Here is a 15197-nt window from a genome sequence, read left to right as displayed (position 1 = left end):
CGTTTGAGAGGGATTTCTGTCGTTCTCCGTCCATCCGGCCAGAAGAAAGACTGCATTACTTGCGGTCCTGACCAAACCAAGAAACAACAGCGATAGACAAGATTTACTTTCTCTCCCTGCTGTCGCGGCAAGGCGACGAAATCTTGCAGCGCCGCGTCAAGAGAAGCGTCGGCGCATTTGTGCGTTCCGGTTTTCGGAGGGTGGAAAAATCAGTCGAATTCACGTCTGGAGGACCAATCCTCCGCACAAATCCACTCGCAGAACGTCGAGATGATTTTGACCCGCTTGTGGGCTCGCGGCACAACGAGATAGAACCCGGGCACATCTCGTTCCTCCATACCGTCCAGCCGGTCGATCCCCAGGGGAGCGGCCAACCTGCCCGCCTTGATATCGGACAGGGCATCAAGTCTCGACACAAGCCCGACGCCGAGACCCGACACCGTTCCCCGGCGCATGGTGGCAGCATCCTGAAACTCGATTTCGCCGGCGATTTCCGCCGGCTCCAGCCCCAGGTGTCTCAGCACCTTGCCCCACAGGTTTCTGGCCATAACGGGATGTAAAAGCGTGAACGCCGTAAGGTCTTTCGGCTCCCGAATCCGCTCAGCGAGTTCGGGAGCGCAACAAATGATCTTCGGATCACGCACCAGCAGCTGGCAATCATAATCCTTCCAGGCCCCGAAGCCCCACTGGATACAAACGTCCACCTCGTCAGCGGCGAAATCGCGGATGCTGACCATGGTCGTCATGCGAATATCCGCGCCGGGCATCAATTCGCGGAATCGTTCCAGTCTCTCCATGAGATAGCGGGTCGCGAAATAGGGGCTGACATTGATATTGATACGGTTTCGATAAGTGGAATTGGTGACGCGGCGAATGCCTTCGGTGAATTCATCGAAACCCGCCTCGATGAAATGGGACAGCACGATGGCCTGTTCCGTGGGTTCTATCACCCGCGCCTTGCGCTCGAAGAGCGGCACATGAAGAATGTCCTCCAGCAACTTGATCTGCTGGCTCACGGCCTGCGGGGTGACCAGCAATTCATCGGCAGCGCTACGAAAGCTTCCCTGCCGCATGACGGCCCAGAAGGCGCGTAGCGCATTCAAAGGGGGAAGTCGCATATGCTGCCCGGCCAATTTCACCTCCGCTGCCAAACGAGATTTCCAACGCTTATCCGGGCTGTGTGCATCGGATAAGCGCTTTATATTAGATCACCGCCTTTTCAAGGAAAGGTCGATTTTCGACAATGCGTTCGAAGCCGACTTCCGTCAGGTCCAGTGTCCGATATTCGCCATAAACGATCAGTTCGGAAACGCCGCGTCCTGTCGCCGGTCCCTGCTGCAGGCCATGCCCGGAAAATCCGTTGGCGAAGATGAAGTTGCGAACCTGTGGATGACGGCCAACGACCAGATTGTGGTCCAGCGTGTTGAAGTCGTAATGACCGGCCCACTGGTTCACGACCTTGATCGCCTCGAAGGCCGCCGATCGTTCGGCAAGGGCCGGCCAGATGATTTCTTCAAACTCTTCGTAGCGCGGTTCGAAATCGTCCCAGTCCGCTGCCGGGTCTTCAATGGGTGGGCAGCCGGACAGGAAAAAACGACCCTCGGGACGGCAGAAGACACCGCTCGGGTCGATCATAAGCGGCAACCGACCCTGGTTGACTGCAGCAGTGCCTTCCGGCGTGTTCGCGCAATCGAAGACGAAAAGCGTGCGCTTGCGGGGTTCAACCGGAATATGAAGACCGGCCATTCTGGCGGTCAAAGCGGCACGCGGGCCCGATGCGTTGACGATTGTACCAGCCTTGACCACAGCGCCGGATTTCAGCGTTATCTGTGTTACGGTGTCGCCTTCGCGGCCGATCCCAACCACCTCGCCGGTGACATATTCGGCACCCAACGAGCGCGCCTTGTGCTTGAAGCCGTACATCAGGCCGGTATTGTTGAACCAGCCTTCGCCGGACCGGCCGTAGGACGCAAGTTCGATGTCGGCGACATTGAGGTGCGGGAAGGCTTCACCGAGTTCATTCCTGTTCCAGAGAACGACATCGGCGCCACATGCCTTTTGCGCTACGTGATTTTCCCGCAGAATCTCCACCTGCTCCGGCGTACTGGCAAGGAAGAGATAGCCGCCGGAATGGAAGCCGAGATCGGGCTTGTCATCTCCGACCTGCATCATCTCGCCGAAATTGCGGATCACCTCGGAGCCGTACTGACTGATCCTGACGTTGATCGGATTGGAGAACTGCGTGCGGATCGATGACGACGACAGCGATGTCGATGCGGTCAGATAGGTCGGATCCCGCTCCACGACCAGAATGGAGCCTTTGAAGTCCGGATTGGCGGCGAGATAATAGGCTACAGCGGAGCCGATGACCGCTCCACCGACGATTACCACGTCATAGGCGTCTTTCATTTGGAGACCTCATCGTCGGGATGTCCGAGATCGACGAACCAGCCGCCGAGATAACGTGTGGCGGGCGCTTTTGGGTCATTCGGTGCCGTCCGTCCCTCGACATCGGCGCGAAATCGTTCGGAATTATCCTCCGGCTGAAAACCGATGTGGCCGCTCAGGGAATTGTCCACGGGCTTAACCTTATTATCGGAGATGCCGAAGCTGATTGTATGTCCAATGCGCGGAGCCGTCAGGCTGGCTTCGACGAGGCGCACGCAATCACCGAATGAAAGCCACGACCAAAGCATGCGACGGTCCGCAGGCTCCGGGAACGACGAGAATATGCGCAGGCAGGCGGATTCGATGCCGAACTTGTCCCAGTAGAACCGGCTTAGTGCCTCCACGAAACATTTCGATACGCCGTAAAGGCTGTCGGGGCGCACCGGCGCATCGACATCGATATGTGCTTCCAGCTCGTGATAGCCGATGGCGTGAACCGAAGAGGCATAGACGACGCGCTTCACGCCATTCTGCCGGGCGGCTTCGTAGATATTGTAACTGCCCTGAATGTTGGAATCGAGAATGGTCGCCCAGCCCGTCTCAAGCGGCGCGCCGCCAAAATGAACGATGGCGTCGACACCCTCGGCAGCCTTCATCACGGCAGCTACGTCCGAAAGTTCGAATGTCAGCGCTTCCTCGTTGGCGCGGACGTTTTCTACCGCAATGCGATCAGCAAGGCGCAGCGTGTCTGCAAGATGCGCAAGCCCCTTGCGTAACTCGGTGCCGAGCCGTCCGGCCGCACCGGTGATCAGGATGGTCTTGAAGGGTTTTGTCATGGGATCCTTGAGGTCCTGTCTTAGCTTTGCAGTCTGGAAACGGCAGCGGCAATGCGGGCGATGGCATCCTGAAGGATGGCCTCGGATGTCGCGGTGGAAATACGGAAGAAAGGCGACAGGCCGTAGGCCGCACCCGGCACGGCCGCGACATGAGCCTCGCGAAGAAGATAGGTCGCAAAGTCGCTATCATTGGTAATCGTAACGCCTTCCGGCGTCTTCGCACCGATAAGCGCCGCGCAACCGATATAGGCGTAGAACGCGCCTTCCGGCGGATCGAGCGTCAGGCCTTCGATTGCGGAAATTCCGCGCACGACGAGGTCCCGGCGGCGCTCGAACGCCTCACGGAAGCGGCTGACCTCTTCCTGGGGTCCTTCGAGCGCAGCTTGCGCCGCGATCTGCGCCACCGCCGCAACCGATGTGCAGGACTGGCTCTGCACGGTCGACATTGCCTTGATGAGATCCTTCGGACCAGCGGCATAACCGACACGCCAGCCGGTCATCGCATAGGCCTTGGAGACGCCGTTGACGATCAGGCTGCGGTCGAGCAGGTCCGGGCAGGCCTTACCGAAGCTGACGAAACTGCGGCCATCGAAAATGATGTGTTCGTAAATCTCATCGGACAGGACGAGAACTTGCGGATGGCGGGTGAGAACGACGCCGAGCGCCTGAAGCTGTTCCTCGCTGTACACTGCACCGGACGGATTGCCCGGCAGGTTGAGAAACAGCCATTTCGTCTTCGGTGTGACTGCTGCTTCCAGCACTTCGGGCGTCAGGCGAAAACCGTCTTCGGCACCGCAAGCCGGTGTCACCGGCACACCACCCAAAAGCTTCGCCATTTCCGGATAGGAGACGAAATAGGGGGCGGGAAGGATGACCTCGTCGCCCTCGTTGACGGTCGCCATCAGAGCGTTGAAGATGATCTGCTTGGCGCCGTTGGCAACGGCGATCTCGTCGAAGGCAAAATCAAGTCCGTTCTCGCGTTTGAACTTGCCGACGATGGCGCGGCGCAGCTCCGGTGTGCCGGGTGCGGCGGTATAAAGCATCCGGTTTTCGCGGGCCGCCTTGAATGCCGCCTCGGTCACATGCGCCGGGGCGGAAAAATCGGGTTCACCGAGACCAAGATCGATGACATCGACCCCGGTGGCGGCCAGATCCTTGGCTGCCTGCGACACGGCCATGGAGGCCGAAGGTTTTACCGCCGCAAGACGGTCTGCAATCCTCGTCATCATTTCGTCTCCGTCACATAACCCTTGCGGACATCTTCGGCCTTCGCCGCGTCGCTGCGCTTTTCCGGATCGCCAAAACCGCCCCCGCCCGGCAAATGCAGGACCAGCCTGCGTCCAGAGGGCACATGCTGCCATCCCTTCGGCCGCAGCAATGTTCCGTCATCCAGCATGGCCTTGCCGGGCTTTCCCGGTTCGCCGCCATCGCGACCCGCCGCCGGTGTCCCGATGCGGTCGAACATGGCGGAGAAGTCGAACTCATGGCCATCGGCCGGCGCGATCTCGATGATCTGACCGAGACCGCCGCGATATTCGCCATCGCCGGCGGAATCCGGACGCAATTCCTTGCGCCAGACGACAATCGGCCCGGTATGTTCCGTTGCCTCGATCGGCATCGTATGGACACCGGAGGGGAAGGCCGTAGCAGACAGTCCATCAAGGCCCGGCCGCGCGCCCATGCCGCCCGAATTGAACATCAGCACCTCGGCGCGCCGTCCCTGTGCACCGGCAACCGGCCGGGCGGAAATATGGATGTTCCATAGCGCTGCGGCACCTTCGGCGAGGATTTTTCCCGGCAGCGCCTTTGCAAGCGCGCCAAGCACAAGGTCCGGCACCATGTGTCCGATCACGTGACGAACAGAAACCGGAGCCGGGCGCTCGGCGTTGAGAATATTGATCGGAGAGGAAACGTTGAAGACGGCAAGCGAAGCCGCATTGTTGGGAATGTCGGGGGCGACAACGCATTTCAGCGCGTAGCAGGCATAGGCCTTCGTATAGATCAGCGGCACGTTGATACCCCACCGGCTCATCGCGTCCGTGCCGGAAAAATCGACATCGACCGACGTGTTGCTGATCGTTACCTCGGCAGCCAGATTGATCGGCTCGTCGTAACCGTCAGTCAGAAGCTCGTTTTTCCACGCGCCTTTCGGCAGGGCGGCAATCCGCTCCATGATCGCTGTGTGCGTGCGCGAGAGGATGAAAGCGCCAAGCGTCTCGAGATTGGGAAGGCCGATCTCGTCCAGCATTTCGATCAGGCGACGATGGCCGACGTCATTGCAGGCCGCAAGCGAGAAGAAGTCGCCAATGACCTGGTTCGGCTCGCGAACATTGAGGCGCAGTATCTTCAACAGATCCCTGTTCACCTCGCCGCGCTCGGCGAACTTCATGATCGGGATTTGGATGCCTTCCTCATAAACCGATTTGCCATCGGCGCCGAAACCACGACCGCCGACATCGACGACATGCGCCGTGCAGGCGAAGAAGCCGATCAGCTCCTCTCCCTTGAAGGAAGGGGAAACCATGGTGATGTCGTGAAGATGGCCGGTGCCCTTCCAGGGATCGTTGGTGACGTAGGTGTCACCCGGATACATCTCGTCGCGCGGAATTTCCGCGATGAAATGCAGCACAGCCTCAGCCATCGTGTTGACATGGCCCGGTGTGCCGGTCACGGCCTGCGCCAGCATTTCACCCTTCGCGTTGTAGACACCGGCGGAAAGGTCGCCTGCCTCGCGCACCGAGGTCGAAAAAGCGGTGCGCAGCAGCGTCATCGCCTGTTCTTCGACGACGGAGATCAGCCGGTTCCACATCACCTGCATGCGGATTTCGTCAAGCTGGCTCATGGATTACAGTTCCTTTCGGATCAGAAGGATGGTGCCGTCGCTCTGGACGATGGCGTCAAACGGCGAGGTGACGATGGTCGAGGTTTCACGCTCGACGATAACCGCAGGACCGGTAACACGCTCGCCGACCTTGATCGTCGAGCGTTCCACGATGGCCGTTTTAAGGGGTGCTCCCGCAGCTGGATCGAACACATCGCGCGTGACGGGGGTGTCAATCGAGCTACCGGCGGAGATCAGCGCATGGCGCTCACCACCGGGGCGCACATCCTGCGCCTTGACGGAGAATGTGACGAATTCGATTTCAGGCCCCTCCACTGCCCGGCCGAAGAACTGGGCATAGCGCGCCCTGAAATTCTCCTCGATCATGGCGCTGTCGGAAGCCTGGAAATGACGATCCGGCAGGCTGACCGGAATTTCCCAACCCTGGCCACGATAGCGCATGAACGCCACCACCTCACGGCTGATCTTGCCAGCCGTGCCGGCGCGCACGAAACCCTCGGCGGTCTCCTTGAGGTCGTCCAGCAGCGTGTTGAGCCGGACGGTATCGAAAGCCGACAGGCCCATGATCTGCGAGCCGACCGCCTCATAACCGAAGGGAGCCTTCAGGAAGCCGATCGCCGACCCGACACCGGCGCCCTGCGGGATGAGGCAGCGGTCGACGCCGAGCTTTTCGCAGAGCCGCGCGGCGTGCAGGGGTGCGGCACCGCCAAAGGCGATCATGGTGTTTTCCGAGATGTTCTTGCCGTTTTCGACCGCATGGACGCGGGCGGCATTGGCCATATTCTCATCCACCACCTCAACGATACCGAAAGCAGCCGAAAGCGGATCGAGCCTGAGCTTGTCGCCGACGTCGCGGGCTATCGCGGCGGACGCCTTCACGGTTGACAGCTTGATCTTGCCGCCGGCGAAATTGTCGGGATCAAGCTTGCCGAGAACGAGGTCGGCATCCGTGATCGCCGGCCGCTCGCCCCCGCGCTGGTAACAGGCGGGACCGGGCTCGGACGCAGCCGATTCAGGCCCCGCCTGAATGCGTCCCATGGCATCGACCCAGGCGATAGAGCCGCCGCCAGCGCCAATCTCAATCATTTCAATGACCGGGATGGAGATCGGCATGCCTGATCCCTTGCAGAATCGGTAGGTGCGCGCGACCTCAAACGTCCGGGCGGTCTGCGGCTGGAAATCCTCGATGAGGCAGATCTTTGCCGTCGTCCCACCCATGTCGTAGGAGACCACCCGCTGAAGATCGAAGCGGCGCGCCACATCCGCTGCGAAAATCGCACCGCCGGCCGGGCCGGATTCGACCAGGCGCACGGGAAACTCGGCCGCCGTCTCTACCGAGACAAGGCCGCCGCCGGAATGGATCATGAAGACCGGGCAGGAGGCGCCCATTTCCTTAAGGCGGACCTGGAGACGATTGAGATAGTCGGCCATTTGCGGGCGCACATAGGCGTTTGCACAAACAGTATTGAACCGTTCGAACTCACGCATCTGCGGCGAAACCTCGCTGGAGATCGAGATCGGCAGAGCGAGCGTTCGGGCGAGAATTTCGCGGGCGCGGCGTTCATGGTCCGGGTTCATGTAGGAATGAATGAAGCCGATGGCGACGGCGCCGAAATCTTCCGCGGCGATCCGTCTGGCGATTTCCTCCAGCGCCTGCTCGTCCAGCGGCTGAAGTTCCGTACCCTGCGCCGAGATGCGGCCCTTGATCGGGAACCGGTCTTCCCGTGGAATGAGCGGTTTGGGCAGAACGAGATCGAGATCATATTGCTCGAAGCGGTTCTCCGTACGCATCTCGATCACGTCGCGAAAACCCTCGGTCGTCACCAGTGCTGTGCGCGCGCCACGACGCTCGATCAACGCGTTAGTGGCAAGCGTTGTGCCGTGAATGATCAGTTCGATCTGCGAAATGGCGATACCGGCATCGCGGATGACGATGTCGATACCGTCCAGAATGGCCTGTTCGGGCGCTGCATAATTGGTCAGAACCTTGGTCGAATACAGCGTTCCACGCACGTCGAGGGCGATATCGGTGAACGTACCGCCGATATCTGCGCCGAGGCGGATGTCGTTTCCGATGGTCATGCGTTTTCCTTCTTGGCAAGCGCGGCCTGGCGCATTTCGGAAAGGGTCTGTCTCGGTGTCAAAGCTTCCGGCGAGATATCGAGATCGAGAAGCGCACCGGTTCTGGAGGAAAGCGCACGCTCGAAAGCCTCTGCGAAGTCAGCCGTCTCCGTCACCCGCTCGGCATGGAAACCATATGCTTTGGCAAGAGCGACAAAATCCGGATTGATCATTTCTGTTCCCGAGACGCGGGCCGGATAGTGGCGCTCCTGATGGGCGCGGATCGTGCCGTATATGCCGTTGTTCAGCAGAAGGATGATCGGCTGTGCTCCGTGTTGCAGGGCCGTTGCGAGCTCCTGGCAGTTCATCTGGAAATCACCGTCACCGGCAAAGCAGACGACTGTGCGCTCCGGGAAGGCAACCTTGGCGGCAATGGCCGCCGGTACGCCATAGCCCATCGCACCGGATTGGGGGGCGAGAAGCCGAGCCCTCGGGCCGAACCTGAAGAACTTGTTCGGCCAGACGGTGAAGTTGCCCGCGCCATTCGTCAGGATGACGTCTTTCGGCAATATCTCGTTGAGATAAGCGGTGACTTTGCCCATATCGACCGGCGACGGCAAATCCTTGAGGTTAAACCCTGCCTCGTAAGCAGCGCGGCCCTTCTTTCGCCACTCGGCCCATGGTCCCTTGACCGGTTCGAGTGCGGAGAGCGCTTCGGCAAAGGCATTCGGGCCGGCATGGATACCGAGTTCAGGCTGGTAGATCTTGCCGATCTCCAGATCGGAACCGTGCACGTGGATGATGCGCTGACGCGGCTGCGGGACGTCGAACAGCGTATAACCATCGGTGGAGTTTTCACCGAAGCGGTTATTGATCGCGAGGATCACATCCGCATCGCGCAGCAGTTCCTTCACCGACGCAACCATACCCACTCCGGCTTCGCCGCAGAAAGTGATGGAAGCGTTGTCATACTGGTCCTGATAGCGAAACACAGAAACGACCGGGATATCGGATGCTTCTGCAAACGCCTGAAGGCGCTTGGCCGAACCTTCCTTCCAGTTACAGCCACCATAAAGAATGACGGGACGCCTGGCCTGCGACAGCAGCGTCGCAAGGCGTTGCATGGCAAATTCCGAAGGCGCGGCCTCGATGATTTCGGCCGGGCCGGAAAGCGGCGCCTTTTCCGTCATTGACGTCAGCATGTCTTCCGGCAGGGCGATGACAACCGGGCCGGGACGGCCGGTAACCGCCATCGTCCAGGCGCGGGCGACGATTTCGGGAATGCGCTCGACCTGATCGATCTCGACGGCCCATTTCGCCACCGTTCCAAACGCGGCCTTGTAGTCCACTTCCTGAAAGGCTTCCCTGCCCTTCATGTCGGTGCCGACCTGGCCGACGAACAGGATCATCGGCGAGGAATCCTGCATGGCGGTATGAACGCCGATCGAGGCATTGGTGGCTCCAGGGCCACGGGTGACGAAGCAGATACCGGGCTGACCGGTGAGCTTGCCATAGGCGGCAGCCATGAAGGACGCGCCCCCTTCATTGCGACATACGACATAGTCGAGCCTGCCGACCGTATCATGCAGTGCGTCCAGCACGGCAAGATAACTTTCTCCCGGCACTCCGAAGCCTTTGCGCACACCGAGCGCCAACAGGCATTCGACCAAAAGCTGCCCACCATTACGTAACATTGCGCGTTCCCTGATGATTATGAGCGTCGGCTTTGTAGCGTAAAGGCGCCAGACCGACGGTTTCCAGATGTTCGAGAATAGAGGCGACCAGCGAATGAAATGGAGGTTTTTCGCAAATGATCGACTGGGCAGTAATGCCGACGTCGGCCAGTTCGCCTTGAAGCGCGTCCACAAATGCATCATTCGCGCCGGCTACGCTTCGCTCCAGGATCGACGGGCTTTCGCCGGGGTGAGGTGAAACCACAAACAGAGCGCCCAGCCCCTGCTCCTTCATGGCCGGCAGAACCAACCGCGTCAGGTGAAACATTGCCGAGAGGTTCACTTCGAGAGCCATGTCTATGTCGGCTTCCTGAAGCTTCTCAAACGCCTTTTCGGTGGGCCACCGCAATGCGGCGTGCACGACGATATCCGGTTTCATACCCTCGACGATCACCCGCACCGCTTCACGATCGGTCAGATCGATCGCCATGGGAAGCACGCCGAAATCGCTGCGAAGCTCTTCCAGAACCAGCCTGTCGCGCCCAAGGGCGCAAGTTTCATAGCCGGCACAGGCAAGTGCCGCCGCCACCGCACGGCCCGCCCCCCTTGTTGCTCCTGTTACAAGTGCCCTCGACATCGATCACCCTCATATTTGCAAAGATGATGACCACATCGCCGCACCGGCGAAATCAAGAAAATGAAAAACTTCGACAAGTAATGCTTGTTGCTGCGAGCAGCCCTACTCCTGAAACTTGACCATCGTACCGCCGCCGGTCGCCTGGTCTGTCGGGAAAACCTCGATGCGTGCGACATCGACAAATACCGGAAGCTCGATCGCGTTGACGATGATCGACGAAACATGCTCCGGCTGAATAGGACGATAGCCGTCATAAAGCAGCGTGCGGGCAGAGTTTCCTGCCATTGCCGTCCGATAGAGGTCCGTTTGGACCCGTCCCGGCACCACTTCGGTTACCCTGACAGACGTCCCCAGAAGATCGCATCGCAGGTTGTCGCAGAAGAGGCTGAGACCCGCCTTCGATGGGCCGTAGGCGCCCATGTTCGGATATGGCGCCTGACCACCGCTTGAACCGATGTAAACCAGATGACCGCGCTTGCGTTCAACCATGCCCGGCAGGAGCGCCCGTGTGAGATGCATCGGCGCCTTGAGATTAACATCGATCATCGCGTCGATCTCGGCGGGATCGATCTCGTGGAACATCGCACGGGTGGAGAGGATGCCCGCATTGTTGACAAGAACGTCGATCTCTACGCCCTTGACGGCATCTGCGATCCTTTCCGTCTCCCGCACATCCGCCTGAACCGCGATGACACCTTTCTCAGAGGAAAGTTCATCGAGTTGTTCCCGGTTACGGCCGATTGCATAGACCGTCAGGCCGCGCCGGGCGAGTTCAAGCACTGTGGCCTTGCCGATGCCGCTGGTCGACCCAGTGACGACGGCGTTGCGATAGACGTCAAACATAGATGTAGCCCCCGCTGATGACGACGTTCTCGCCAGTCGCGTAGGTATTGCGGCTTGACGCCATCATGACGATCCATTCGGCCATTTCGACAGGCTCGGCGGCGCGACCCAACGCACTCGCTTTCGCAAGCTCGGGAAGAAAGCCGAGTTCCTTGGCACGATCCGTGGCAAAACCCGCAGGTGCAACGGAATTGACGAGAATCTGATCTTTTGCGACTTCCGCGGCGAAGGATTTGGTGAGGCTGACGACTGCCGCTTTTGTTGCTGCATAGTGAGCGTTTTGAGGGTGCGCTTTAAAAGCATCGACAGACGTCACGTTGACAATACGGCCGGTCACTTCCGGCGCATTGACATGCTGGCGCATATGAAGAATGGCCGCCACCATCATATGATACGTGCCCTTGACGTTGATGGCGTTTTCCAGATCCCATTCCTCGTCGGTGATTTCAAGGATCGGTTTGCGTGGATAGATCGCCGCGCTGTTGATCAGGCAATGCACCCTGCCCAGCCTCTCCGCAATCTCGTTGAAGCCCCGGTGAGCGGTCTCGGATCTGGCGATATCAGCAACCGACGTTGCGACTTCCACACCGAGGGCCCGCAAAGTCTCCGCCGAAGACGCGAGCAATTCCGCATTTCTATCGATGAGGCCAATCCTGGCAACGCCGTGAGATGCCATGAGCTTTGCCGTCGTCAGGCCGAGACCCGAAGCTCCGCCAACGATGACTGCTGTTTGATCTTTCACGTTCCACCTCTCTATTTCAGTTGCGCCACCTTATTTGTATGTTATCACTTATATGCCAAGTTAACCCAACCTCAAGTAAATTTTTCTGCGAAAACCCATGATCCCAAGGCTGCAGACGAGTGACGCCCCTCGTGCCGATACCGCCGGTTTTTTTGAACGTCTCGTAGAGGCGGGGTTTTCCGGCGACGCCGATGCCGGTGCTGCAACGCGCACCGTTTTTTCGACGGACAATTCCATCTACCAGATGGAACCGTCCGCCGTGGTGTTTCCCAAGGATGTCGAGGACATAAAAATCCTCATGCGCGTCCTTTCCGAAACGCGCTTCGAAACAATGCAGGTCGTCGCGCGCGGAGGCGGCACGGGAACGAATGGCCAGTCTCTGACAACCGGGCTCGTCGTTGACTGTTCGCGGCACATGAACAGGATACTCGAAATCGATCCGGCGCGCAGGATCGCCCGCGTGGAGGCCGGCGTCGTCAAGGACCAGCTCAATGTCGCGCTCAGGGAACACGGCCTTTTCTTCGCTCCGGAACTGTCCACGTCCAATCGCGCGACAATCGGCGGCATGGTATCGACCGATGCGTGCGGTCAGGGTTCATGCCTCTACGGAAAAACGAGCAATCATGTCCTCGGGCTCAGAGTGATCCTGAGTGACGCAACCGACTGGTGGTCCCACCCGCTCGACGACGCTTCGCTCGCCGAAGTCATGGCCCGCACGGATCGCATTGGCCAAATCCACCGTACAATCGACCGCATCGCGCGGGATGACGGCGCCAGGATCGCAGAGGTTTTTCCCCGGCTCAACCGGTACATGACGGGATACGACCTGGCGCATATCCGTCGCGACGATGGACGCTTCGATCTCAATGCTATCCTTTGCGGATCCGAGGGCACGCTGGCCGTCATCGCCGAGATCGAACTCAACCTGCTGCCAATTCCAGAGCATTCGGCGCTCGTGAATATTCGTTACGCCGATTTCAACGCCGCCCTGGAAGACGCCCGGCGCCTCACCGAGCTTAACGTGGCCTCTGTCGAGACCATAGACGAAAAGGTGCTGGGCTTGGCGAAAGGCGACATTGTCTGGAGCGGCATTGCCAGATTTTTCCCCGATGATGGAGAGCATTCAACAAACGGCATCAATATCGTTGAGGTGCTGGCCGACAATCCCGCGGAGTTGCGCCTGAAAGTCGAGGCCGTGACGTCTGCATTGCAGGGTGAGGCCGAAATTCGCAGCAAGGGCCACACCATCGCTTCGGCTGCTGCCGATATCGAGTCGATCTGGAACATGCGCAAGCGGGCCGTTGGCCTTCTGGGCAATGTGGATGGACCCGTTCGTCCCGTTGCGTTCGTCGAAGACACAGCGGTTCCTCCAGCCAACCTCGCCGCCTACATCAGAGAGTTTCGTGCGCTGCTCGATGGAGCCGGCCTTTCCTACGGCATGTTCGGCCACGTCGACGCCGGGGTCCTTCACGTTCGGCCAGCCCTTGACCTGACGCGCAAAGACCATGTGCCGCTTATTCGCGAGATTACCGACGCCGTCGTTGCCCTCACACGCAAGCATGGCGGAGTTCTTTGGGGCGAACACGGAAAGGGCGTCAGATCCGAATATGTTCCCGAGTTCTTCGGTGACCTTTACCCGCGTCTACAGGAAATCAAACGGGCGTTCGATCCGGCCAACCGCCTCAACCCCGGCAAGATTGCAACGCCTGACAATGAACCGCTTATGAAGATCGACGACGTGCCCCTGCGGGGCTCCGTTGACAGGGAGATTGGCAATAGCATCCGCGCCGCCTTCGACAATGCCGCATACTGCAATGGAAACGGGGCCTGTTTCGATTTCGATGCGACGAGCCCGATGTGTCCGTCCTACAAAGCGACCCGGAACCGTATCTACTCGCCGAAGGGCCGCGCCGCATTGATGCGTGAATGGCTGCGGCTTCTCGCCGAACGGGGCGTCGACCCGAGGAGGGAAGCTGAAAGACTGGGCAAATCAGGAAAGGCGTTGGGATTTGTCAGGCGCACGTTCAACACGCTCAATCCGGCCAATCGTTCCGACTTCTCGCATGAAGTGCGGGAAGCCATGGATACCTGTCTTGCCTGCAAGGCATGCGCGGGCCAGTGCCCGGTAAAGGTCAGCGTGCCTGCTTTCCGCTCGAAGTTTCTGAACCTTTATTACGGCCGGTACCTGCGGCCTTTGAAGGATCCGCTGGTCGCCAGCATCGAGAGCACCCTGCCGCTCATGGCCAGGTTTGGCTCGCTTTATAATCTGCTGGTTTGCAGTTCACCCGGCCGGGCCGTGATGAGGCTGGCAGGTCTCACAGCGCTTCCCGGCCTGGCGTCCTCGCCGCTCCCGCGACTGGCAGCGCGTATGGGAGTCGAAATCGCAAGGCCGGACAGGATCGAGTCGTTGCCTCCGGATCAACGAGAACGCGTCGTCATTTTCGTGCCTGACGCCTTCACAGCCCATTTTGATCCGTCCGTGGGCGTTGCCGCGATAGAGGTTGCGCGATTGCTCGACTTGATCCCATTCATCACACCGCCCCTGACGAACGGCAAGGCACTGCATGTCCACGGTTACCTCGACCGCTTCAGAAAGGCCGCTTTGAAAACCTCGGGCGAACTTCAACGGCTTGCGGCAACCGGCGTTCCATTGGTTGGTCTCGATCCGTCCATGACGCTCGCTTTCCGCAGCGAATACAGGGAGCTGAACGGTGTGAACACGTCAACGCATGTGCTCCTTCCACAGGAATGGTTGGCGGATGTCAGCAAGCTGAAGGATATGGCGGGAGTGACCCGGAGTGGCCGGCAATTCAGACTGTTGCCGCACTGCACGGAGCGCACCAATGCGCCCTCCTCGTCGATGCAGTGGAAAACGATTTTCAACGCCTTCGGCATGGATCTGCAAATCGCAAACACAGGCTGCTGCGGGATGGCGGGAACCTTCGGACATGAAGTGCGCAACCGCGACATATCCGAAAAACTATATGGGATGAGCTGGTCTGCCGAAGTCGCGCGCTCCGAGGATATGGTTACGATGGCAACGGGCTATTCGTGCCGCTCTCAGGTGAAGGAAGTCGATCGGAGGCGGCTCCCGCATCCCCTGGAGACGCTGTCGGATGCCTTAAAAACGATGCGTCGCAAAGTGGAATGATATGTGATATGTGTTAAATTTAAC

At 59.4% G+C, this 15197-nt stretch carries 11 protein-coding genes; 1 reads left to right on the top strand and 10 read right to left on the bottom strand.

Annotated features, from left to right (window positions below):
* Positions 1-209 precede the first annotated feature (209 nt).
* The 10 genes from FGF54_RS22150 to FGF54_RS22105 all read right to left on the bottom strand — a co-directional run bounded on the left by FGF54_RS22150 (position 210) and on the right by FGF54_RS22105 (position 12022).
* On the bottom strand, positions 210-1151 hold the full coding sequence (locus FGF54_RS22150) for a LysR substrate-binding domain-containing protein (RefSeq protein ID WP_020812706.1): 942 nt from the start codon (positions 1149-1151) through the stop codon (positions 210-212).
* Between the two features lie 52 nt (positions 1152-1203).
* Entirely contained in the window at positions 1204-2409 is a 1206-nt protein-coding gene (locus tag FGF54_RS22145) for an FAD-binding oxidoreductase (RefSeq protein ID WP_142781146.1), read from the bottom strand.
* Complete coding sequence (locus tag FGF54_RS22140; RefSeq protein WP_142781145.1) at positions 2406-3224, bottom strand: NAD(P)-dependent oxidoreductase; 819 nt, start codon at positions 3222-3224, stop codon at positions 2406-2408. The genes FGF54_RS22145 and FGF54_RS22140 overlap by 4 nt, the downstream gene beginning before the upstream one ends.
* 20 nt (positions 3225-3244) lie before the next feature.
* Positions 3245-4450 carry a pyridoxal phosphate-dependent aminotransferase gene (locus FGF54_RS22135; RefSeq protein ID WP_142781618.1) on the bottom strand — a complete coding sequence of 402 codons (1206 nt, stop codon included), beginning with the start codon at positions 4448-4450 and terminating at the stop codon, positions 3245-3247.
* A complete protein-coding gene (locus FGF54_RS22130; RefSeq protein ID WP_020812710.1) occupies positions 4450-6066 on the bottom strand; it encodes a hydantoinase B/oxoprolinase family protein in 1617 nt (538 codons plus the stop codon). The genes FGF54_RS22135 and FGF54_RS22130 overlap by 1 nt, the downstream gene beginning before the upstream one ends.
* 3 nt (positions 6067-6069) lie before the next feature.
* The gene (locus tag FGF54_RS22125; RefSeq protein ID WP_142781144.1) at positions 6070-8148 is read right to left on the bottom strand and encodes a hydantoinase/oxoprolinase family protein; all 2079 of its coding nucleotides are present in this window, start codon (positions 8146-8148) and stop codon (positions 6070-6072) included.
* Positions 8145-9821, bottom strand: coding sequence for a thiamine pyrophosphate-binding protein (locus FGF54_RS22120; protein ID WP_142781143.1), 1677 nt, complete (start codon positions 9819-9821; stop codon positions 8145-8147). The genes FGF54_RS22125 and FGF54_RS22120 overlap by 4 nt, the downstream gene beginning before the upstream one ends.
* Positions 9811-10437: an SDR family oxidoreductase gene (locus FGF54_RS22115; RefSeq protein ID WP_142781142.1), complete on the bottom strand. Its 627-nt coding sequence runs from the start codon at positions 10435-10437 to the stop codon at positions 9811-9813. The genes FGF54_RS22120 and FGF54_RS22115 overlap by 11 nt, the downstream gene beginning before the upstream one ends.
* Positions 10438-10539: 102 nt before the next feature.
* Positions 10540-11280 carry an SDR family oxidoreductase gene (locus FGF54_RS22110; protein WP_142781141.1) on the bottom strand — a complete coding sequence of 247 codons (741 nt, stop codon included), beginning with the start codon at positions 11278-11280 and terminating at the stop codon, positions 10540-10542.
* Positions 11273-12022 (bottom strand): SDR family NAD(P)-dependent oxidoreductase, encoded by a 750-nt coding sequence (locus FGF54_RS22105; RefSeq protein WP_059757544.1) that lies wholly within the window; start codon positions 12020-12022, stop codon positions 11273-11275. Before FGF54_RS22105 ends, FGF54_RS22110 begins: the two co-directional genes overlap by 8 nt.
* A 97-nt stretch (positions 12023-12119) precedes the next feature.
* On the opposite strand from FGF54_RS22105, the gene FGF54_RS22100 reads away from it, so the two are divergent.
* On the top strand, positions 12120-15173 hold the full coding sequence (locus FGF54_RS22100) for an FAD-binding and (Fe-S)-binding domain-containing protein (RefSeq protein ID WP_142781140.1): 3054 nt from the start codon (positions 12120-12122) through the stop codon (positions 15171-15173).
* Positions 15174-15197: the final 24 nt, after the last annotated feature.

Origin of the sequence: Agrobacterium sp. T29 (genome assembly GCF_006970545.1) — a bacterium.
In the GTDB taxonomy this organism is placed as follows: Bacteria; Pseudomonadota; Alphaproteobacteria; order Rhizobiales; family Rhizobiaceae; genus Agrobacterium; species Agrobacterium leguminum.
The sequence above is the reverse complement of the archived record's forward strand: the minus strand, read 5'-3'. Positions and strand labels throughout refer to the sequence as shown.

Bases quoted from the DNA above. Each gene is read 5' to 3' on its own strand.
- FGF54_RS22145 (WP_142781146.1), bottom strand. From the start codon at position 2,409: ATGAAAGACGCCTATGACGTGGTAATCGTCGGTGGAGCGGTCATCGGC.
- FGF54_RS22140 (WP_142781145.1), bottom strand. From the start codon at position 3,224: ATGACAAAACCCTTCAAGACCATCCTGATCACCGGTGCGGCCGGACGG.
- FGF54_RS22135 (WP_142781618.1), bottom strand. From the start codon at position 4,450: ATGACGAGGATTGCAGACCGTCTTGCGGCGGTAAAACCTTCGGCCTCC.
- FGF54_RS22130 (WP_020812710.1), bottom strand. From the start codon at position 6,066: ATGAGCCAGCTTGACGAAATCCGCATGCAGGTGATGTGGAACCGGCTG.
- FGF54_RS22125 (WP_142781144.1), bottom strand. From the start codon at position 8,148: ATGACCATCGGAAACGACATCCGCCTCGGCGCAGATATCGGCGGTACG.
- FGF54_RS22120 (WP_142781143.1), bottom strand. From the start codon at position 9,821: ATGTTACGTAATGGTGGGCAGCTTTTGGTCGAATGCCTGTTGGCGCTC.
- FGF54_RS22115 (WP_142781142.1), bottom strand. From the start codon at position 10,437: ATGTCGAGGGCACTTGTAACAGGAGCAACAAGGGGGGCGGGCCGTGCG.
- FGF54_RS22110 (WP_142781141.1), bottom strand. From the start codon at position 11,280: ATGTTTGACGTCTATCGCAACGCCGTCGTCACTGGGTCGACCAGCGGC.
- FGF54_RS22100 (WP_142781140.1), top strand. From the start codon at position 12,120: ATGATCCCAAGGCTGCAGACGAGTGACGCCCCTCGTGCCGATACCGCC.